At 34.6% G+C, this 20,602-nt stretch carries 21 protein-coding genes; 16 read left to right on the top strand and 5 right to left on the bottom strand.

What is annotated here, in order from left to right; translation table 11 throughout:
- The first annotated feature begins 138 nt into the window (after positions 1 to 138).
- Positions 139 to 990: a metallophosphoesterase gene (locus BMX40_RS10185; protein WP_090869479.1), complete on the top strand. Its 852-nt coding sequence runs from the start codon at positions 139 to 141 to the stop codon at positions 988 to 990.
- Positions 991 to 1,264: 274 nt separating this feature from the next.
- Positions 1,265 to 1,744, top strand: coding sequence for a YkyB family protein (locus tag BMX40_RS10180; RefSeq protein ID WP_090869478.1), 480 nt, complete (start codon positions 1,265 to 1,267; stop codon positions 1,742 to 1,744).
- Between the two features lie 188 nt (positions 1,745 to 1,932).
- On the opposite strand, the gene BMX40_RS10175 is transcribed toward BMX40_RS10180, so the two are convergent.
- On the bottom strand, positions 1,933 to 2,250 hold the full coding sequence (locus BMX40_RS10175) for a hypothetical protein (RefSeq protein WP_211753620.1): 318 nt from the start codon (positions 2,248 to 2,250) through the stop codon (positions 1,933 to 1,935).
- A 161-nt stretch (positions 2,251 to 2,411) separates the two neighbouring features.
- Between BMX40_RS10175 and BMX40_RS10170 the strand changes: the two genes are divergently transcribed.
- From BMX40_RS10170 to BMX40_RS10160, 3 genes are all read left to right on the top strand, one after another.
- Positions 2,412 to 3,323, top strand: coding sequence for a DMT family transporter (locus BMX40_RS10170; protein ID WP_090869474.1), 912 nt, complete (start codon positions 2,412 to 2,414; stop codon positions 3,321 to 3,323).
- A gap of 68 nt (positions 3,324 to 3,391) precedes the next feature.
- Positions 3,392 to 4,084, top strand: a complete 693-nt coding sequence (gene ric / locus BMX40_RS10165) for an iron-sulfur cluster repair di-iron protein (protein WP_090869472.1) — start codon at positions 3,392 to 3,394, stop codon at positions 4,082 to 4,084.
- Positions 4,085 to 4,884: 800 nt separating this feature from the next.
- Positions 4,885 to 6,048 (top strand): aminotransferase A, encoded by a 1,164-nt coding sequence (locus BMX40_RS10160; RefSeq protein ID WP_090869470.1) that lies wholly within the window; start codon positions 4,885 to 4,887, stop codon positions 6,046 to 6,048.
- Positions 6,049 to 6,067: 19 nt separating this feature from the next.
- Here the strand turns inward: BMX40_RS10160 and BMX40_RS10155 are convergent, their stop codons facing one another.
- Positions 6,068 to 6,265, bottom strand: a complete 198-nt coding sequence (locus BMX40_RS10155) for an aspartyl-phosphate phosphatase Spo0E family protein (protein WP_090869468.1) — start codon at positions 6,263 to 6,265, stop codon at positions 6,068 to 6,070.
- A gap of 221 nt (positions 6,266 to 6,486) precedes the next feature.
- Here BMX40_RS10155 and lepB point away from each other — a divergent pair, with 221 nt between their 5' ends.
- From lepB to BMX40_RS10140, 3 genes are all read left to right on the top strand, one after another.
- Positions 6,487 to 7,011: a signal peptidase I gene (gene lepB, locus BMX40_RS10150; protein WP_090869466.1), complete on the top strand. Its 525-nt coding sequence runs from the start codon at positions 6,487 to 6,489 to the stop codon at positions 7,009 to 7,011.
- Positions 7,012 to 7,556: 545 nt separating this feature from the next.
- Complete coding sequence (locus tag BMX40_RS10145; protein WP_244513485.1) at positions 7,557 to 8,501, top strand: zinc ribbon domain-containing protein; 945 nt, start codon at positions 7,557 to 7,559, stop codon at positions 8,499 to 8,501.
- 15 nt (positions 8,502 to 8,516) lie between these two features.
- Positions 8,517 to 9,659, top strand: a complete 1,143-nt coding sequence (locus BMX40_RS10140) for a S1C family serine protease (protein ID WP_090869462.1) — start codon at positions 8,517 to 8,519, stop codon at positions 9,657 to 9,659.
- Between the two features lie 46 nt (positions 9,660 to 9,705).
- On the opposite strand, the gene BMX40_RS10135 is transcribed toward BMX40_RS10140, so the two are convergent.
- Together BMX40_RS10135 and BMX40_RS10130 are read right to left on the bottom strand one after the other, a co-directional pair.
- Positions 9,706 to 11,658, bottom strand: a complete 1,953-nt coding sequence (locus BMX40_RS10135; RefSeq protein ID WP_090869460.1) for a sensor domain-containing protein — start codon at positions 11,656 to 11,658, stop codon at positions 9,706 to 9,708.
- A 30-nt stretch (positions 11,659 to 11,688) separates the two neighbouring features.
- Positions 11,689 to 13,053, bottom strand: a complete 1,365-nt coding sequence (locus BMX40_RS10130; protein ID WP_090869456.1) for a TrkH family potassium uptake protein — start codon at positions 13,051 to 13,053, stop codon at positions 11,689 to 11,691.
- A gap of 207 nt (positions 13,054 to 13,260) precedes the next feature.
- On the opposite strand from BMX40_RS10130, the gene BMX40_RS10125 reads away from it, so the two are divergent.
- From BMX40_RS10125 to BMX40_RS10115, 3 genes are all read left to right on the top strand, one after another.
- Positions 13,261 to 14,367 carry a CdaR family transcriptional regulator gene (locus tag BMX40_RS10125; RefSeq protein ID WP_090869454.1) on the top strand — a complete coding sequence of 369 codons (1,107 nt, stop codon included), beginning with the start codon at positions 13,261 to 13,263 and terminating at the stop codon, positions 14,365 to 14,367.
- 95 nt (positions 14,368 to 14,462) lie between these two features.
- On the top strand, positions 14,463 to 15,875 hold the full coding sequence (gene glcD / locus BMX40_RS10120) for a glycolate oxidase subunit GlcD (RefSeq protein ID WP_090869452.1): 1,413 nt from the start codon (positions 14,463 to 14,465) through the stop codon (positions 15,873 to 15,875).
- Positions 15,875 to 17,218 (top strand): (Fe-S)-binding protein, encoded by a 1,344-nt coding sequence (locus BMX40_RS10115; protein ID WP_090869690.1) that lies wholly within the window; start codon positions 15,875 to 15,877, stop codon positions 17,216 to 17,218. Before glcD ends, BMX40_RS10115 begins: the two co-directional genes overlap by 1 nt.
- Positions 17,219 to 17,260: 42 nt before the next feature.
- On the opposite strand, the gene BMX40_RS10110 is transcribed toward BMX40_RS10115, so the two are convergent.
- Positions 17,261 to 17,671, bottom strand: a complete 411-nt coding sequence (locus BMX40_RS10110; RefSeq protein WP_090869450.1) for a YwpF family protein — start codon at positions 17,669 to 17,671, stop codon at positions 17,261 to 17,263.
- Between the two features lie 273 nt (positions 17,672 to 17,944).
- Between BMX40_RS10110 and BMX40_RS20240 the strand changes: the two genes are divergently transcribed.
- From BMX40_RS20240 to BMX40_RS10090, 5 genes are all read left to right on the top strand, one after another.
- A complete protein-coding gene (locus tag BMX40_RS20240; RefSeq protein WP_170840748.1) occupies positions 17,945 to 18,109 on the top strand; it encodes a hypothetical protein in 165 nt (54 codons plus the stop codon).
- 113 nt (positions 18,110 to 18,222) lie between these two features.
- Positions 18,223 to 18,939 carry a hypothetical protein gene (locus BMX40_RS10105; RefSeq protein WP_090869448.1) on the top strand — a complete coding sequence of 239 codons (717 nt, stop codon included), beginning with the start codon at positions 18,223 to 18,225 and terminating at the stop codon, positions 18,937 to 18,939.
- Positions 18,940 to 18,951: 12 nt separating this feature from the next.
- A complete protein-coding gene (gene nfsA, locus BMX40_RS10100; protein ID WP_090869446.1) occupies positions 18,952 to 19,692 on the top strand; it encodes an oxygen-insensitive NADPH nitroreductase in 741 nt (246 codons plus the stop codon).
- Between the two features lie 161 nt (positions 19,693 to 19,853).
- The gene (locus tag BMX40_RS10095) at positions 19,854 to 20,060 is read left to right on the top strand and encodes a DUF1657 domain-containing protein (protein ID WP_090869444.1); all 207 of its coding nucleotides are present in this window, start codon (positions 19,854 to 19,856) and stop codon (positions 20,058 to 20,060) included.
- A gap of 64 nt (positions 20,061 to 20,124) precedes the next feature.
- Entirely contained in the window at positions 20,125 to 20,592 is a 468-nt protein-coding gene (locus BMX40_RS10090) for a YhcN/YlaJ family sporulation lipoprotein (RefSeq protein WP_090869442.1), read from the top strand.
- The last annotated feature ends 10 nt before the right edge of the window (positions 20,593 to 20,602 follow it).

Genomic DNA, 20,602 nt, shown 5'->3' with positions numbered 1-20,602 from the left:
CAATGTTTATCCTAATCATAGTAATTTATCAGTCTAGTGTCAAAAATTAGATTATTCCCTTTGCTACTATTTTCTTAAACAATCTCAAACAAATTCATGCTATAATTTGGAGTAATACCTGATAGAAAGGTTGTAAGTATGAATAGACGTTCATTTCTCAAGAAAACCTTTGGGGGGATATTAACTTTTCTAGGAGTAAGTGGAGGGGCTTACTTCTATGCTCGGGATATTGAACCCAAGGCACTTAATATACATACAGAAAATATCAAATCATCCACTATTCCAAAATCATTTCATAACTTTAAAATTGTTCAGTTCTCGGACACACATATCGGTTTTCATTACGATTTAGCACAGTTTGAAGACTTAGTAAATGTAATTAACAAACATAATCCAGATCTTATTGTCTTTACTGGAGACTTAGTTGATGAACCAAATAGATATAATTGGGATACCAAATTAATGAAATTGCTTCAATCCCTAAAAGCGCCTTATGGGAAATTTTGGATATATGGCAATCATGATCATGGTGGATATGGTACAGATATTGTAAAAGAAGTTATGGATCAAGCAGATTTTCAGCTGCTTCAAAACGAACACAAAATAATCCAAAAGGACAATGAATCGATCAATTTAGCTGGAATAGATGATGTCATGTTAGGAAATCCAGACTTAACGAAAACATTACAACAAGCTAATACAGACCTTTTCACTATTCTTCTTGCACACGAGCCAGACTATGCAGATCAAGCAATAAAGTTTCCTATTGATGTACAATTATCAGGTCATAGTCACGGTGGTCAGGTTCGGTTACCTTTTATCGGACATTTGTATACGCCTTCCTATGCACAGAAATATGTAAAAGGTAATTATGTATTTGACTCTAGTAACTTATCACTTTATGTAAATCAAGGCATTGGCACGACAAGAGTACCTTACCGATTCTTATGTAAACCAGAAATATACGTATTCTCATTAAAATCCGAATAATGCTATAATCAGAATAAAACGAGTTTGCCAAAGTAAACCTTTAATCAGTGGGGTTTCCTTTCCCCACTGAACCTCCTTTGTTTTACCTAGAAGGTTTAACGTAAGGCCTTACGACGGACAGGACGTTTCCGTATTGCTTACCATAGTTTATTGCCACTAAAGTAATCAAAAAGGATTCTTTGAATCAATTAATTCATTTATTCATTGTTCTTGAAAGTGGACATGCTTTCATATAATATAGAGACAAGTTACCAATTTGAAAGGAGGACAGACAATGAAGCAACGTAATCAAGAAAGCTCTCTAAGTGATTTAGCAAAAGCAATCTATACTATTAATCGCCATGCAAAAACTGCACCTGAACCAGGACATCTCTATTTTATAAAAAAAGAATCAATCAAACGCCTTCTCCAAGAACGTCGCGCAGTCAAAATAGGACTCCACTTTTCAGATCATCCAAAATTTAGTAATCAACATTCCACTCTTTTAGTAAAGGTGGATCAATATTACTTTCATATTCCTCCATCGAAGGAAGACTTCAAAGAGCTTGAGCATTTAGGTACTCTCGATCATAACTATCGAAATCCTCAGACGAAAATGCCATTGTCACAAGCAAAGCGTATTATCTATCAATATATAAACTGGCAACCGAATAAAAGCGCGAAACGAACAAAACAAAAAGAATACGCTTCAGCATATTTTACTCCGTCATCCTTAGGTAAAATGGAATGGCCACCAAAAAAGACTTTCCGATAATACGCTGTCCATTTCTTCTTAGCAAGTAGAAAATGACATTTCCACTTGTGCTGTTATCTTTTGGAGCTTTCTTATCACTGTCTAGGTTAGCACAAACTGTGGCGAATCTATCTGATACCTCCTTTATTGTTTCCGTTTCCCAACTAGCCAAAAAAGGCGTACAGTTGATCCGAATACTGTACGCTTTTTCATATTCTTTTTCTTCTCAAATAGTTAAATACATGAATAACCCATAAAGCTCCTCCAAATACTCCTAGAGCTTGCAAAGAAAATTTAACTAATTGAAGTGTTAATCCTCGTATTTCACCTATTATTAATACTACAACAAAAAATGCCACGATAAATATTAAACTACTTATCACATAACACAATAATTTTGTTGAATTTAAAGCAATAAGAAAGGAAATCACTGGCTTAGTAACGAAATAAATACCAATAATCCCGAAAAATATACTTATCGAGTAAACCATTTCATCGGTTAACCCTAATGAACGAAAATGAGCCATTTTAATAATGAACACTTTGTCTAAATACATACTAGACCAACTCTTTCAATCTTAACATTTTATTCTAAGCATAAACGCTTTAACAAAAATATATACATTAATCGAAATATTTATATTTTTGATATACTAGTTTTAATATAAATAATGAAGGTGGCGGAAAAATGAATAGAGCATTTATATTAATTCTCTTAGGTGCAGCGCTTTGGGGGACAATTGGTTGGTATGTTAAAAATCTCTATGTATTTGGCTTCACGCCCATGGAAGTTGTAACCCTAAGAGCCTGGTCATCCGCATTATTATTAGTTGGTTATCTTACGATCATAGCGCCAGCAAAATTAAAGTTATCTAAACTGATTGACATTAACTATTTCTTGGGTACAGGTATATTGAGTATCATTTTCTTTAACTATTGCATGTTTACTGCAATTGAACAGTCAACACTTCCAGTAGCAACTGCTTTATTATATACAGCACCAGCTTTTGTAACCATTCTATCATTCTTCTTGTTTAGAGAAGTTTTAAACTATATGAAAATAATTGCTTTGTCTATTACATTATTAGGTACCTGTCTAGTTGTCGGATTAATTCCACTAAACATACCGTCAATTCCTTTCAGTAGTATTCTTTTTGGTATTGGATCAGCAATAGGTTATGCTTTGTACAGTATTTTCAGTAAGTTCGCCTTAAATAAATATAGCAGTATTACCATTACAACTTATACGTTTGTGATCGCATCATTAGCTCTTATTCCTTTCTTTCCATACCAAGAAAAGTTTCACTTATTAATAGAACCAATGATATTATTTTATGCGTTCGGACTTGGGTTTCTACCAACAGCTTTTGCTTACATTGTTTATACTCATGGATTACAGCAAACTGAGGCTTCCAAGGCCTCTATACTAACAACTGTAGAACCTGTTGTTGCGACATTAATTGGTATCTTTATCTTTAATGAGGAATTTTCATCCATGCAAATGTTAGGTATGCTTTGTATTATAAGTGCGGTTATTATCATTCAACTTTCAATGAAGCAAAGCATTCACTTTAAACCTAAAAAAGCCCAAATTAAGTGACCTTCCTCACGCCATTACAATTCAAAAGGCGTTATCATGTAACCATACGATATCAAGGAGGTTACATGATGAATATTTTTACTGCTGAACATACACCGGCTGAAGTTGTTAAAGCATTTCCAAAAGCAAGTGATTTATTTAAGCAATATAAAATTGATTTCTGCTGTGGTGGGGATCAATCATTAGCTAGTGTTTTTCTTAATAAGGATTTAAAAGAGTCTACTATATTAAATGAATTAAATACTGCTTACAAAAAGTGGCAGGCAGAAGATCATGAGTTAACAAATTGGGACGACATGGCTCTTTCTCAGTTGATCGATCATATCGTCAATCATCACCATAGATTTTTAGAGGAAGAACTGGCGCCTCTGAGTCAATTCGTTACCAAAATATATAAAGTACACGGTGAAAAACATCCACATTTAAAGGAGCTTCATCGCTTATATCACGAGTTAAAAGTAGAATTAGAAGAGCACACAATGAAAGAAGAAGCTGAAGTGTTTCCTCTAATTAAAACCTATGAAAATCAACCTACTGAGGATCTATTACATCATATCCATGTAGCTAACGGGACATTAGAGGATGAGCATGATCATGCAGGTGCTCTTTTAAAACAAATTAGAGAAATAACGAATGACTTCACTCCCCCATCAGATGCATGTAACTCTTATCGAATCACTTATGCTCGGCTAGCAGATTTAGAATCAGACACCTTTCAGCATATACATTTAGAAAATAATGTATTATTTCATCGGCTATAAAAAAGAATATTTTCTATAGCCGAAAAATTTTAATGAAAATCCGTTCAATGAATCCAAAATTCTACCATCAGAATTCGAATTCGGTTCGGATTTTTCTTTTGGTTAAACACAAACCTATGTTGCAGATAACGTATATAATGCGACGTAACATTTTGTTATGACATTCCATTACGAATGGATGTAGTTTTAGAATACCGCTACGGCAGAACGCTTCGCTTTCCACGGGCAAGGCCTCAGCCAGGGTACCACTTGAATATGCTTCTTTGTTCCCTTGCGCCGAGGAATTCGCTTCGAAGAGTTACTAGTAGACGCAGGCGCATCTGTACGGGGTCTTCGGACACGTGCTGTTCCCGCGGAGTCTACGCATTCTGCCTCCGCTGTCGAAGTTCTTTTATACCAAATATTTAATTAGGGAAAAGTGTTATTTAAAAACTGAATGCAATAACTAGCGTAGGAAACACATGAAGACTCCAGCGGGAGGAAAGGCATCGGTAAGACCCCGGAGTGCGTCAGCACGAGGAGGCTCACCAGCCGCCCGCGGAAAGCGAAATGTGTTTCCGAAGCGGTGTAATAGCATGAATCAATAATTACAAGTTGCGTCGCATAATTCATCTAATACGTAAAAGATTCGACTACTAAAAAGGTAATTCTTTATACAAGATTGTTCGTCTTAAGAATCGAAAGTTCGCCGTTTCATTCCCCACCCCATTTTTATTTCATATTTTTTGGGAATTTTATGTTATGATAATTATAAATCAGACAATGATGCGTTACTATATACATAATTGGAGGGCATTTTCTTGCAACATCTATTAAACACCAACGTAAAAAACATTGAAATCTCTGGAATACGAAAGTTTTTTAATCTCGTAGCAGGCGAACAGGATGTCATTTCATTAACAATCGGACAACCTGACTTTTATACTCCAGCTCATATAAAATCTGCAGCAGTTTCTGCAGTAGAGAACAATAAAACTTCTTATACTCCGAACGCTGGGATTATCGAACTTCGAAAAGCAATCACAGCTTATTATGAAGAAAATTATGAAGTCGTATATGACCCTGAGTCTGAGGTTATCGTAACAACAGGAGCTTCTCAAGCAATAGATATTACCTTTCGAACTATTTTAAACCCTGGAGATGAAGTAATATTGCCAGGTCCCATTTATCCTGGTTACGAACCACTGATTACCTTAGCTGGCGCATCTCCAGTTTATGTGGATACAACAAAGGATAATTTTAAACTCACCAAAACCAAATTAGAAAAAAGCATAACTGAAAAAACAAAATGCATCGTTCTCCCTTATCCATCTAACCCAACAGGTGCTTCTTATTCATATGAAGAACTGCAAGAAATCGTTTCTGTCATGAAGAGCAATGCTATTTTCATTTTGGCTGATGAAATTTATAGTGAACTGGTTTACGAACAAAAACACATATCAATCGCAGGATTTGAGGAAGTCAAAGAACAAACGATCATTGTAAATGGTCTTTCCAAGTCACATGCAATGACTGGTTTTAGGCTAGGCTACACACTAGCCCCACAATGGCTATCCCAACAAATGTTAAAAGTTCACCAGTATAACGTTACTTGTGCTACTTCAATAAGTCAATACGCTGGATTACAAGCATTAAGAGCTGGGAAAGATGATGCTATAAGAATGCGTGAAGCCTACCTTAAACGTCGTAATTATGTATACGATAGGCTTGTTAATATGGGATTAGAAGTTGGTAAAAAACCTGAAGGGGCTTTTTACTTTTTTATAAAGTTTCCTTGTGGAAAACTAAATTCATTCCAACTAGGTTTAGATTTAGTTCGTAAAGGGAAGGTTGCGCTAGTACCAGGAAGTAGTTTTTCATCTATTGGTGAAGGATATATGCGCCTTTCATACGCCTATGACATGGACACGCTTAAACAGGGATTAGATCGATTAGAGGATTATTTAAACAATGTATACGAGTAGAAAATGAAGATAGATGGGGTTATGATCCCCCCCTACCCTGTTCGTGATATTTTGAACGATCATTTGCCATCATTTCATTGTATCTATTTAATAATCTATCTAGTTCTTGACTTAGAGTAATCGATTCTATACTAGTAATTCCTTTTGTAAGTGCAACATCGGTCATTCTATTTCGTACTTTTTCAATTTGCTTAAGGAGCTGTTCAGAATTGTACATTACTGGATATGCCCCCTCCTTTAAGTCATTTATAATAATTTAACATATTTTAATACATGATGAACATTAATGTACATAAAATTTTATAAACAAAAAATAAATAACAAAATAAATTCTGCTCCGCTAATAAAGTTGGTATAATAAAACTATATAATTGTCTACTATCTTATTTATAACAGAAAATAAATTTGCTGTTTTATAGAGAGAAAGGAATGTCATTTTTGGCAAAAGAAAAAAAGAAAAATGAATGGGTTGAATGGTTGAAGGCAATTATTATTGCTGTTATCCTAGCATTTATAATTAGAAACTTTTTGTTTGCTACTTCTATCGTTGAAGGAGACAGCATGGACCCGACACTAGAAAACGGAGAAAGAGTAATCTTTAATAAATTTGTTTATTTTATCGGAGATCCAGAGCGTGGAGACATCGTCATCATTCAACGTCCACAAAAGAATTATGTAAAACGGGTAATTGGTTTACCTGGTGAAAAAATAGAAATAAAAGACCATAATTTGTTTATAAACGATGAACAATATGAGCAACCATTTTTAACAGAGGAATCGAAGAATCATACGGGAAACTTTGGACCTATTGAGGTTCCTAAGGACAGTTATTTCGTTATGGGGGATCATCGAGCGATAAGTAAAGACAGTAGGAACGGATTAGGTTTTATTACCGAGGAAGAAATTATTGGGAAGTCTGAATTAATAATCTATCCATTTACTGATTTTGCTAGAACAAAATAACAATGAAAAGGTCCAAACTACTGTTCGGACCTTTCTTTTTACTTTTCATTATCAAAAATACAATACCCAATATTTAATACTAAGATCCCTAAGCAAACGATACCAAAAGCGAGTTCCATTCGCGCTGCACCTCCTAAATTTACTTTATGTAGTATGCGATAGTTTATTCAGCGACGCTGTCGTACGTTTTAGGCAGCACCCCATAATTACACATATCATCTTTTTTTCAATTCTATCATATCAAGATTCCCACCCTAAATAAAGAAAAATATGTTAAAATAAAGTCTAATCTAGTAAACTTATATTTCTCTAAAGCAGGTGATACTATGCTCCATTGTCCCTACTGTGGTTCAGGGGTTAAAGAAAAAGAGATATATTGTATAACATGTGGAAAAGAATTACCTGAGGACCTTGATCTCAGGAGCAATATAAAAAAGAAATTCAATAAATTATGGTTTGTTCCAATAATTGCTATTGTAGTTTTTCTAATTGGTATAAGCGTCCTTAATCTAGTCTTACAAAATCAAGCCTCCGAGGCGAAGAATTTGTATGAGCAAGGGGAAAAATTATTATCTGATAATGAATTTGAAGAATCATATGATCTTTTTAAACAAGCAACCCTTAAAAAATCAAATTTCACACAGGCCGAATCAGCACTAAACTTTGTTGGTGAAGCAATGAAAGTAAAAAACGCCATTAAACAAGCAAATTCACAATTAGACAAGGAAAACTTCCAGGAAGCATTATCCTTACTAAATGATGCAGAGAACTCCTTAAAGAATTATAATGGTTCTGCTGTTAGTGAATTAGTAGATGAAATTGTTTTTTACCGTAACGAAATTAAAGTTGCGCAATTGCAAAGCATTCTAGCTGAAAACCCTACAATTGATGAATTGAAAATCCTCTTATGGGAAGCGGATGCTATACAGCAAGATCAAGCAGATCAAATTGTAACAGATATTCGAAATCAAATTATTGATTTCACCTTTTCAAAAGCCAGTGAACATTTATCAAACAAACAATTTACAGATGCACAAACCATTGTTGAGGATGGTCTAAAATATGCTCCCAATTCGGAAAAGTTAAGTAGTTTAAAAACAACGATTGAGAAAGAAAAAGCGTCCTTCGAAGTTACCCAACAACAACGAATTGAACAGGCAATTAGCGCAGAAGCTGAAGAACGTGAACTTAACGAAACCGATGCAATCGAACTCCTTTCTGTTGAAGTGGAACGTGACCAACAAGGAAATGTTGTCGTTAAGGGCGAAGTAAAAAGCGTCGCATCTGATCCAGTTCATTCTGTGTTAGTTGATTATTCCCTTACTACAGACAATGATTCAGAATTTCTTTCCAATGAAGTATATGTATATCCGGATACATTATACCCAGAGGAATCTGGTAAATTCGAATTCACACATTATGAGGTAAGTGAAGATATTGAATTGATAGATATCGAAGTTAACACGGTAAAATGGTATTTAAATTATTAATGGAGTGATTTATCCATGCGTCAAAAAAGATATCCACCTATTATTCTAACTATCATTATTGGAATCCTAGGAATAACGATCTCTACCTTTATGTATTTAAATTGGAATGAGCAAGATATTACGATTAACAATCCAATTGTGAGCAAAGTAAAAGTTGAAGCCCAGCCAGCAAATTTAAAAAACATTATTCATCAAACGGAAAAGAACGTCGTGCAGATTGAAGCGCAAAACGAATATAGTACATTAACTGGTTCTGGATTTGTTTATAATGAAAAAGGAGATATTATAACAAATGCTCATGTCATACAGGATGCAGAGATCATTTATGTACGAACTGCTAATGCGCGAATTTATCCTGCTGCTGTAATTGGTGTAGGAACGGATACTGATATTGCAGTTGTTCGGGTTCCTCAACTAGCTGGAGAGAGCGGATTACCTGTTGATGAAGAGAATACCACCGAAATAGGTGATGAAGTTATTGCTCTAGGAAGTCCACATGGATTCCAAAACACCGTTACTCTTGGTATAATTTCGGGAACGGAACGAAATTTCTCTGTCGATGGCTTTAATTATCAAAATGCCTACCAAATATCTGCTCAAATCACTCAAGGAAATAGTGGTGGTCCATTAGTCAATAGAGCAACAGGGAAAGTAATCGGAATTAATTCTGTAGGTACCGATGACGGCACCATAGGATTTAGTATTCCAATTAGTGATGTATTGTCACAAGTAGAGACCTGGTCCAATGAAGCCCAAAATGATCAGCTTCAATTCACTAGTACCGAAGACATGATAAATTCTTTAGATCCAGATCAATTTAAAGAAGACGCTTCGTACTTAATAGAATATTTTCTTGATAGTATTTTTATAAGAGATTATGTTAGTGCATATTCCTTATTAGGGGACGATCTTCAGTCTTCTACATCATATTCCAACTTTAGAGATGGTTACATTCAAATTATAGACTTGGAATATGAAAACATTAAGACAGACTCACCTGAAGATAATAAAATAACTGCAACAGCAGATGTAGCCATTAAGCAAAAACTACCTGATGAAGATGAAGATGAAGAAGTGACCGAAAACAAAACATTTGAATTTACAATTGGCTATGAAAATGACCAATTAAAAATAATTAAGCTACAAACAAATGAGTAAAAAAAGCTCTATCTCAGCTAACTTTATCTAGAGATAGAGCTTTTATTTATTCAACAAAAAATTTCGTTAACTGCGGAGCTGGCAATGGTTTACTTAAATAAAACCCTTGCATCTCATCACATCTCGCCTTGGATAAGAATGTTAATTGTTCTAGTGTTTCTACACCTTCAGCAATGACTTTCATGTTTAGAGAATGTGACATATGAATAATTGATTTAACAATCGCTTTATTTTCTCTCTGTTCATCATTTAGAAACATCTTATCAATTTTCAACTTCGTTATAGGAAACAAACTCAAATATTTGAATGACGAATATCCCGTCCCAAAGTCATCAATCGATACAAGTACACCTAACTTCCGAAGTTCATGTAGTGTATTTAATATAAAATCCTCGTGGGCCATTGCCATGCTTTCTGTAATTTCTAATTCAAGATATTGCGGATCTAATCCAGTATCCGCGAGAATATCCTTCACTTTTTGGACCAAGCTTCGCTGGTGAAATTGTTTTGCTGATAAATTTACACTTACGATTACTGGCTCATAACCTTGATCCTGCCATCGTTTATTTTGCTTACAGGATTCATACAATACCCAATCACCTATTTCCATAATTAACCCTGTTTTCTCTGCGAGTGGGATAAATTCACCTGGTGATATATATCCTTTTTCCGGATGATTCCACCTTAGCAAAGCTTCCAACCCGACAATCTTACCAGTATTAAGATTCTTTTGTGGTTGATAATGTAATTCAAACTGTCCTTGTTTTAGCGCTTTACGTAACTCCGTTTCCATTGTGAGTCGCATTTTAAAGTTTTCAGAAATAGACGAATCAAATAGATTATAATTATTACGATGCTTTTCTTTAATAACATACATAGCTGAGTCTGCATGTTTAATTAAATCATTGGCATTTGTACCGTTTTCAGGGTAAATACTGATCCCAATGCTCACCGAAGTATAAATTTCATATTCCCCCATTTTAATCGGTCGCTCAAATTCTGCAATTAACCTTTCTGCAAGATCAACAGCCGCTTCTTTTGTCGGTGTGTTTCGCTGCAAAATTAAAAATTCATCCCCACTCATCCGAGCAATAAACGTATCCATATGTAAAAATGCTTTTAATCGATCTCCACAAGCCTTTAACAACTGATCTCCGAATGTATAACCAAGTGTATCATTAATTTCTTTAAAGTAATCTAAATCGATAAAAAACACAGATAGGATTTCACCTGATTCCTTGGCTTCACTAACAGCTTCTTGCAATACTTTATGAAAAAAGTTTCGGTTGGGTAAATCCGTCAACTCATCATAATATGCCATGTATTCAATACGATTCTCATTTTCTATTCGTTCGGTTATATCTTTCACACTAGCTACTCGAACAATTGTTCCTTGATTGTTATAAGGATAATCAATGACTTCTACATGGAACTTTGAGCCGTTACGATGGACCCCAATTAATTCATAGGTGTTTTCACTAGTAAGACATAGCCGTTCCATTTTATGTAAACTTTTCTGGTCAATTAAATGTCGAATTTCCATTCCTTTAATTTCTTCTGGAGCATATCCAAACATATTTGAAAAGACCGTATCACAATCTACAATTGTATGATCTCCATACATCACAATACCTTCTGAGCCAACAGCAGTATTTTCATTAATGTACTGTTTGATTTCCTCTGCTTTATCCTGGAAAGATAACGTGTGAAGCAACAAGCAATAACTATTTTCAGATACTTGAATGGAATTAACTTCAATCAATTCTCTGTCTTGATTTCGAAGCTCCATTAATTGATGAACTTCTCTTGACTTTTTTAATAAATCAAAATTGAAGTAATCATAAATGGACTGTTTGTCAAAGCTTTCAATACTCAACACATTCGCAGCTACGTCATTTCCCTTCATAATAATTCCATCATCTCGAACAAAAAGGACCGCTTCCCTTAAGGAGGATAATATTCGATTATGCATAGGTAGTACTGTTTTACCGTTTGTCATAGATTTATCTCCTATCTGTCTAATGCACCGTTACCCAATGATAATTCTTTCTTTTGGATAATGATATTTTCCGTTTTGTTTATTATTCTTAAACATAAATAGAAAAGTAATAATCCCTACCCTACCAATAAACATAAGGGCCATTAAGAAAATTTTACTAAATGTTGTTAATTCTGAAGTGATTCCCATTGATAATCCTACGGTTCCAAACGCTGAGGTTACCTCAAATAATATTTCAGTGATCGTAAATGGCTCAACAATGGATATAAGTAATAAAGATCCAAATACGACCATTATTGCCATTAATGTTACTGTTACAGCCTTCATTAAGTCTTGCTCGTGTACTTCCCTTCTAAAAATACGTATACTGTTTCCACCACGAGCATAGGTGATTATGAATATAACTACCAATGCAAATGTTGTTGTCCGAATTCCCCCACCTGCACTACTTGGTGATGCCCCGATAAACATTAAAAAGGACATAAATAAATTATTTTGCTCTGATAACTGACTAACATCCATCGTAGATAATCCACCACTCCGAGTTGTAACAGACTGGAATAATGAATAGAAAATAATTTCGTGCCAAGACTTATCTGCAAAAAATCCTTTCATATCAAATAAATAGATGGAAATAGATCCTATTACAACCAAAAAGAGAAATGTAACAGTAGTAAGCTTTGTAAACAAGCTGAAGCGCATAAATTTTCGTTTGTCGTATTTAGAGAATAAAAAGTCCTTTACCTCTATTAATACCGGAAATCCAATCGCACCAAAAATAATAAGTAAAATATGTATAAATTGAACAAAATAGTCTTGTTGGAATGGTATTAGAGACTCTCCGGTTATATCAAATCCACCATTCGTTATTGCACTAATGGTACTAAAAAAACCATTTAAATATGCTTCTGCTGTAGTAGGAAAATACTGCAAATAATATGTACCTAATATAAGGAATCCTAATAATTCTATTGTTAATAACACGAGAAAAATTTGTTTTATTAACCGAACCATTCCTTCGAACGTTGTTTGGTTTTGATCAGTCATGATTAACCGACGCTCTTTTAAACCAATCTTTTTTCCTAAGATAATCCAAATAAAAGTCCCAATAGCCATAACTCCAACAGCACCAAATTGCATAATAATAGCCAGTATGATTATTCCTGGTGTACTCAATGTGTCAGCTACCGTAATGGTACTCAGACCAGTAACACTTAATGCACTTATTGCTGTAAAAATAATATCAATAAAAGCCAATTGAACCCCTTGTTGATGAGCAATTGGTAACGCAAGTAGAATTGTCGAAATAATTGCTGCCAGGAAATAAAAAAGAAAAATCATTCGAACTGGCGACAAGTCATGTATCCGGCGTAATAACGATCTAAATAATAACATAAAGCTTCTCCTTCTTACCTAACACTTTTCTTCGGTGATTTTATACTATGAGATTGCTTATTATTATAGCAGTTCCGGACATTATTTTCCTCATTTTCGACAAAAATATATATTAAATATACAATTAGTGTAGCAGAAAATATATTAATTTGTAAAAAATTAAAATATTCGTGTTAAATTAACAATTAAACTTAGGGGTGGAGCACTATGGAGTTAACTGCTCAGTTGGGGACTAAAATTATTGGAGAAGCAAAAAAACTTATCAATGAAAATATAATTATAACAAATACAGATGCTATTATAATTGCTAGTACAGATCCATCTCGGATTGGAGACTTTCATGAGGGTGCTAAAATAACTATAGAAAACAATTCTATTACGATCCTTACGAAAGAACACCAAAAAAAGTTAGCTGGTATTCGACCAGGTGTAAATTTACCCATTTCAATTGATCAAAACGTAATAGGTGTCATAGGTATCACAGGTGATCCATCTGAAATAACACCTTTTGCCTCCTTAATGCAGAAAATGACCGAGTTACTAATTCAGGAAAGTATTTATGTTAGAGAAGCTGAGTGGAAATCCAGGTCATTAGAAAATTTCTTTCTTGAATGGATACAATTGGAATCTGTTTCATCAGAATTTATTCAACGAGCAGAGGTTTTCGGTATTACCCATACCGCACCATTACGTTGCACATTAATCGATATCAAGCCAAAAGTGAAAAATTACCAACTTCAAGAACTAATAAACTGGTTGGAATTACATTTAACCAGTACAATCGTTCGTTGGGGAAATAACCGTTTGCTAATGATAACAAAGGAAGTCGCAAGGAATTCCAAACAATATTTAAAAACTAAACTAGAAAAGTTTCAAACATATGCTAATTCCCAACTAAGCCTTACAATTGCCATAGGGATTGGACCTGTAGTCAAGGATAAGGTGATCAAACCGTCTTACCAAAAGGCTGAAAAAGCAATTCGAGTCGCAAGAAATGCAGATGACATAAATTTCTTTGAAGATCTCTTACTTGAAATCTGCCTAGATGATATAGATGCCGAATTAAAACAATCCTTAATACAACAGATACTAAAACCGTTACAGCCTGAGGCCGATTTATTACAGACATTAATTTCTTATTTACATCATGATTTACATATCAAAAAAACTGCTGCTAATTTACACATACACATTAATACACTGCATTATCGATTAAAAAGAATTGAACAATTAACAAATTTGAATCCAAAAGAAACATATTCCATCACCACTTTCTATACCGCTCTTTATTTTTTGGATAAAAAAACAATTTGACATTGTTTTTTTTATCTTTTTTTGTTCCTTGATACATATAAATTCCTTTAGGTCTACTATAAAATGATAAGAAAAGGAAAATAGGAGTTGGAAAAATGTTTACAGAAAAAATAAAGGAGAACCTAAAACAAATTGTTGGCTCGAAAAATGTTGATTTTAAGAAAAGTAGTTTACTAGTATATTCCTATGATGCGACACCACAATTCCAATCTCTCCCAGATGCAATCGTATCCCCCCGAAACACGAATGAGGTTTCTCAGGTCGTGAAGCTTTGTAATGACAATCGAATTCCAATCGTCCCACGCGGATCAGGTACAAATTTAAGTGCGGGAACAACACCCCTAGAAGGTGGAATCGTTCTATTATTTAAACATATGGATCAAATTTTAGATATTGATGAGGAAAATTTAACAATTACTACACAACCAGGCATTATTACGCAAGATTTAATTCATGAAGTAGAAGCTAGAGGTCTATTTTACCCTCCCGATCCAAGTTCCATGAAAATATCGCAAATCGGCGGCAATATTAATGAAAACTCTGGTGGACTAAGGGGGTTAAAATATGGTGTAACAAGAGACTATGTATTAGGGTTAGAAATTGTATTACCCAATGGAGAAATAATTCGGACCGGAGGAAAGCTAGCAAAAGATGTGGCTGGTTATGATTTAACACGGCTGTTTGTAGGGTCAGAAGGTACACTTGGTATTATTACAGAAGCAACCTTAAAGTTGATACCAAAACCTGAAACAAAGAAAACGATGTTAGCGCTATATCAGAACATTGATGCAGCTGCGAGATCAGTATCTGCAATCATCTCCAACCGTATTGTCCCTGCTACATTAGAATTTTTAGATCAACCAACATTACAAGTTGTAGAAGACTTTGCCCAGATTGGATTACCTACCGAAGTTAAAGCCGTGTTATTAATTGAACAAGATGGTCCCGAAGTCGTTGTGCAACAAGATATGCAACAAATAGCCCAAATTTGCGAGGAAAATCATGCCGTCGAAGTTTCTCTAGCGAAAACAGCTGAGGAAGCTGAAGGGTTAACAACTGCTAGAAGATCGGCATTATCCGCTTTAGCACGTCTAAAACCGACAACAATTTTAGAGGATGCGACTGTACCGAGATCTGAAATTGCAAATATGGTAAAAGCAATCGAGAATATTGCGAAGAAGTATGATGTTACGATCTGTACATTTGGCCATGCAGGAGATGGGAATTTACATCCTACATGTTTGACCGATGTACGGAATACAGAAGAAATTGAACGGGTAGAGCTAGCTTTTGAAGATATTTTTCACAAAGCGATTGGTTTAGGTGGAACCATTACAGGAGAGCATGGTGTAGGTGCAATGAAATCTGCATACTTACATTTAAAAGTTGGTGAAGCTGGCGTAGAGGCTATGCAACAGATTAAAAATGCATTTGATCCCAATAATATCATGAACCCTGGGAAAATATTTGCTAAGTCGGAACGAAAAAGGGTGGTAGTTTCATCATGATGAATACAAAAGAAAAACAAAAAATCCAAACTGAATTTAAAGAAAAAATGGATTATGATGAATTGTTAAATTGCATGCGTTGTGGCTTTTGCCTTCCGAGTTGTCCAACATATATCGAATCAGGAAAAGATGAGGCCCACTCGCCTCGTGGAAGAATAGCGATGATGAAAGCTGTTGTTGATGGCGATATCGAACCTGACGAGGATGTAAAAAGGTCACTAGATTTATGTCTAGGTTGCCGCGCTTGTGAGCCTGTCTGTCCTTCCGGTGTTAACTATGGTCATTTGCTAGAACAAGCTAGGGATATAATCTATCAAAATAGTAATCAGTCACTCCCTATAAAAGCTGCACGTAATATGGCCTTTGAACATCTCTTTCCAAATCAAAAGCGAATGATTGGGTTTACAAGTTTAGTAGGATTCTATCAACGATCTGGACTGCAAAACGTGACGAGAAAAACAGGTTTACTAAATCTATTTCCAGAAACGTTACGTACGATGGAAAAAGTATTACCTGCTATACCAAAAAAAAGCGAAATGCAAAATCGTCCGAGATACCTCCCTTCCCTAACCGAAGAAAAAAAGAAGGTCGCTTTTTTCTCTGGTTGTTTAATGGATACCGTATTTATGGCTACGAACGATGCGACTACCAAACTTCTTCAATATGCTGGTTGTGAAATCATCGTTCCAGAAACTCAAGGTTGCTGTGGCGCATTACACGGACATAGTGGTGAACGGGAAAGAGCAAAAGAAATGGCAAAGAAAAATATTAAAGCATTTGAAGATGAACAGGTAGATTATATCATTACCAATGCAGGTGGTTGCGGTGCATTTCTTGTAGATTATGATCATTTATTGAAGGATGAGCCAAATTGGGCAGAACGTGCCCTTGCCTTCACCAAAAAAATTAAGGATATTACCAGTATTCTTATCGAGCTTAATTTTCATCAATTAGATCTCCAATTGGATGAACAAATTATTACTTACCAAGATTCATGCCATTTAAAAAATGGACAAAAAACGTTTATGGAACCACGTCAATTACTGCAATCAATTAAAGGTGTTGAGTACGTTGAAATGAAAGATGCCAGTAGATGTTGTGGTTCTGCTGGAATTTATAATATTGTGGAATCTGAGATGTCGATGCAAATACTTGAATACAAGATGGAACAAACGAAAAAGACCAATGCTAAAACAATTGTTACTGCAAACCCAGGTTGCTTATTACAAATGAAGCTTGGAATCGAAAAAGAAGGGTTATCAGAAGAAATGGAAGCCGTTCACATTGTAGACATTTTATTAAAAGCATATGAAAACTGCAATCGATTGACTACATCCAACTAAATAATAATTGGATAATGCATCCTGATTAGGCGATGCATTATCCTAAATTAGTTCCTTAAATCTGTCTAATAATTCTTCCCCTTGATAGCCCTTGTTGATTAAGGCACCTAGCATTTCTTCAATTTTATTTTTTCGTTGGTCAACAATGGTACCCATAAACAGCACATTTATATGGTCGCCTATATCATTTATTCCGATAATAGAAGTAATAAAGGTTGCAGGGTCATTACTTTCTTTTGTAATAATAACTTCTACCATTATTTCTTCATAATTATCTCGTAAATTCATAAAATATTCCTTGCAATCCGATTCTAAATAAGCCTCTATTACCCAGCGATTTTTTTCGTCTTCTCGATTTATTATCAACCCATCAAGTAATTGGATTTTATGTTTGACAAGTTCTTCTTGTTCATTCTCAAAAATCTTCATGGCATGTAGTTTAAATGTCTTCATATTCTCCCTCCCTTTTTATCGATTTCCTATTATGTTTATTTTAACAAACTTCTTCCTAATTCTATAATGATTTTCACCTATACTGGACAAAATATGAACAAAATGCATGTTACGAACTGGACTAACCCAAGATAACAACAATCAAATGGAGTCGTCTCTATCCTAGCGTACATATTTAAGAGAATTTGCGATAGAATTGTCCCTTTTCCCTTTCGCTAGAAATAGACGTGGTTGTCCTGTAATAAATATACTTTAAAAGGAGTAATAGATATTATGACAATGGTATTTATATTTGTATCGGTTATTGTTTTACTTATAATTGGTTTAATAATAAACACGAAGGGAAAAGAAGATAAAAGAACGAATTCCCTGAATGAAAACGAAGAATATATAACACAAGGTACTAGAAAAAATATAGAGGATCCTAAAAAACTATAATAGTGAATACATCGTTTGAGAGTGATGTTTTTGCAACTCTCCCCCTTTCCCTCTTTTGGAATATTGTATAATATTATTAAAAACGGAATGGGGTGTATCCAATTCGAAGTTTAATGATAATTTCCTTATTTACTTTCGTTTTACTTTCTTCTTGTTCTTCCGATGAGCCTGTATTAGTAAAAAAGAAGACAACACTACCTCATTCGCAAGAAAACCCTGAGCTTATTGAACAAAAAAACGAAGATGAAGAAGTTAACGAATTCATTGAGTTTACTTTAGATGATGAAGTTGTTATGTTAAATTTAAATTTAGTTCCGATATTAAATCAATACTTACATGCTGTATCTGATCGAAATAAAAAAATTGAAGAAATGAATATCCAACGCATTCATCAGAAAGTTACGAATAGCATTTATTTATTAGAATTTTCATGCCATAATAGTTTATGTTCTTATTTATTATTTGACCAAAATAAAGACAACACAGGACATCTCGTTGCAGATCTTGCTAATTTAATCCATGCTAAATTATCTCCTGACCATTCCAAACTTCTGTTACAATTTAATCGAGAGTCCAATTTACCACTACCAGTTACCCATCTCGTTGTTTTGAACCTTGAAGAATGGCAACCAGTCAAACTCGAAAACGAACATACTGATACACAACTTTTACATTACAAATGGCCAATTTTGGGGCTGGATTGGGTGAATAATGAAACAATTTCAGTAGTAATACCGGATATTATTGAACCTACACCTGAAATGATCAATAATTGGCAAAATGAGCTTGAAATTACTACTACAATTTTACTTAAAACACAGCTTGAGTAAGGGAGTATTTATATGAATCAAATCATTGAAACCATCTTTAATCATCGTTCAATCCGAAAGTTTACCGAACAGAAGTTAACACAAGAACAAATAAAAACGATCGTTTCCGCTGCTCAACAGGCTTCTACTTCTAGTTATGTAATGGCATATTCCATCATAGGAATCACGGATGAATCATTAAAGGGGCACCTGGCTAACATCTCTGGGCAGCCATATGTCAAGGATAATGGCCACCTTATGGTTTTCTGCGCGGACTTACATCGAGTGTCACAGTTGGCGACGATCGAAGTGAAAGAAAAAATTACAGAAAGTGTTGAAACAACTGAACAGTTCATGGTATCCATCATTGATAGTGCACTCGCTGCACAAAATGCAAGTATAGTTGCCGAGTCAATGGGATTAGGAATTTGTTATATTGGGAGCTTGCGAAATAATATAAAACGAGTGAATGATTTATTAGAACTTCCAAATCATGTCATTCCATTATTTGGTTTAGCTATTGGCTATCCAGCTGAGCATCCCGAGAGAAAACCACGTCTCCCATTTAATATGGTGTATCACAAAAATAAATATCAACCAGTAAATAAGAAACAATTTAAAGAATTTGATGAAACATTAGATCATTATTACCAAAATCGTTCCGATAATACAAGGGCTGATACATGGACAGAGCAAATGATCCGAAAATACAGTAGACAGGAACGTTTAGATGTTTCACCATTTGTGAAGGATAAAAAACTCAACAAAAGATAACAATAAAGGTGCCCATGATTAGGGTACCTTTTTTTATTTAAGTTTAAAATTTGAAAGTATCAATCGTTGGCTAAGTTCACGTAGGAAAAATGTAGTAGGTATAAATCAATCGACAAGAAAAGATGATAATGAATGAGGGTAATTAAAAGGAGGGGCAATTGATGACTGTATCAACTCAGGTAAAACAAACAATTGCAGGGCTGAAAAGTGCACAAGCTAGTTTTGAACAGTTTGCCTTACAAACACAAAATAAACAAGCAAAAAAGCTGTATGAAAATGCAGCACAACAAACACAAAGTATTTTACAAAGTGTTGAACCTAGGGTACAACAAATTGAACAAGAGGAACCACAGTATAAAGGTTTTTAATATTTAAGGGGTGGCGGGACTCCCCCTCCCCTACTTCATACATGCGATAGAATTGGGTGAAATCATGAGCAAACTAAAAAAAACAATTCTTACAGGAATACTTCTATGTTTGCTAATTGGGTGTGGAACAGATACCGGACAAGGCACATCCGATAATCCGAACAACGTTGAATTAACAAAAATTTCAACGCAAAGGAAAGATACGGATCAACAGTTAGCAAATAAAGCAAAAGACATATTAAAGAAGAAAGAAAGTGTCAGCGGTGTTAACGCCGTAAACACATCAAAAAAACTGGTTATTGCAGTGGATGTTCCCCAACATGAACGGTTCAAAATGGCTGAAACTAGAAAAAAGCTTCGTAAAGAGATGAAAAAGAAGTTCTCACAAGTAGATGTTGAGTTATCTACTGACCAAAAGATTATTTTAGAATTAGAAAAACTCGAAGAAAAGTTACAGAAAGGCTCCATAAAAAAGAAAGATCTTGAGAAACAAGTTGAAGACATTATTAAGTTATCTAAAGAACAAACATAAAGGAAAGAGT

It is taken from the genome of Oceanobacillus limi, assembly GCF_900111445.1.
Lineage (GTDB): Bacteria > Bacillota > Bacilli > Bacillales > Amphibacillaceae > Ornithinibacillus > Ornithinibacillus limi.
Note: the sequence above shows the minus strand (reverse complement) of the source record. Positions and strands in the feature narration are given on the sequence as shown.

Excerpts from the sequence above, each read along its gene's own strand:
- BMX40_RS10105 (WP_090869448.1), top strand. The coding sequence starts at position 18,223 with ATGATAATTTCCTTATTTACTTTCGTTTTACTTTCTTCTTGTTCTTCC.
- BMX40_RS10135 (WP_090869460.1), bottom strand. The coding sequence starts at position 11,658 with ATGACAAACGGTAAAACAGTACTACCTATGCATAATCGAATATTATCC.
- BMX40_RS10095 (WP_090869444.1), top strand. The coding sequence starts at position 19,854 with ATGACTGTATCAACTCAGGTAAAACAAACAATTGCAGGGCTGAAAAGT.
- BMX40_RS10170 (WP_090869474.1), top strand. The coding sequence starts at position 2,412 with ATGAATAGAGCATTTATATTAATTCTCTTAGGTGCAGCGCTTTGGGGG.
- BMX40_RS10125 (WP_090869454.1), top strand. The coding sequence starts at position 13,261 with ATGGAGTTAACTGCTCAGTTGGGGACTAAAATTATTGGAGAAGCAAAA.
- BMX40_RS10140 (WP_090869462.1), top strand. The coding sequence starts at position 8,517 with ATGCGTCAAAAAAGATATCCACCTATTATTCTAACTATCATTATTGGA.
- BMX40_RS10180 (WP_090869478.1), top strand. The coding sequence starts at position 1,265 with ATGAAGCAACGTAATCAAGAAAGCTCTCTAAGTGATTTAGCAAAAGCA.
- nfsA (WP_090869446.1), top strand. The coding sequence starts at position 18,952 with ATGAATCAAATCATTGAAACCATCTTTAATCATCGTTCAATCCGAAAG.
- ric (WP_090869472.1), top strand. The coding sequence starts at position 3,392 with ATGAATATTTTTACTGCTGAACATACACCGGCTGAAGTTGTTAAAGCA.
- BMX40_RS10130 (WP_090869456.1), bottom strand. The coding sequence starts at position 13,053 with ATGTTATTATTTAGATCGTTATTACGCCGGATACATGACTTGTCGCCA.
- BMX40_RS10110 (WP_090869450.1), bottom strand. The coding sequence starts at position 17,671 with ATGAAGACATTTAAACTACATGCCATGAAGATTTTTGAGAATGAACAA.
- BMX40_RS10090 (WP_090869442.1), top strand. The coding sequence starts at position 20,125 with ATGAGCAAACTAAAAAAAACAATTCTTACAGGAATACTTCTATGTTTG.
- BMX40_RS10155 (WP_090869468.1), bottom strand. The coding sequence starts at position 6,265 with ATGTACAATTCTGAACAGCTCCTTAAGCAAATTGAAAAAGTACGAAAT.
- BMX40_RS10185 (WP_090869479.1), top strand. The coding sequence starts at position 139 with ATGAATAGACGTTCATTTCTCAAGAAAACCTTTGGGGGGATATTAACT.
- BMX40_RS20240 (WP_170840748.1), top strand. The coding sequence starts at position 17,945 with ATGACAATGGTATTTATATTTGTATCGGTTATTGTTTTACTTATAATT.
- glcD (WP_090869452.1), top strand. The coding sequence starts at position 14,463 with ATGTTTACAGAAAAAATAAAGGAGAACCTAAAACAAATTGTTGGCTCG.
- BMX40_RS10175 (WP_211753620.1), bottom strand. The coding sequence starts at position 2,250 with ATGGCTCATTTTCGTTCATTAGGGTTAACCGATGAAATGGTTTACTCG.
- BMX40_RS10115 (WP_090869690.1), top strand. The coding sequence starts at position 15,875 with ATGAATACAAAAGAAAAACAAAAAATCCAAACTGAATTTAAAGAAAAA.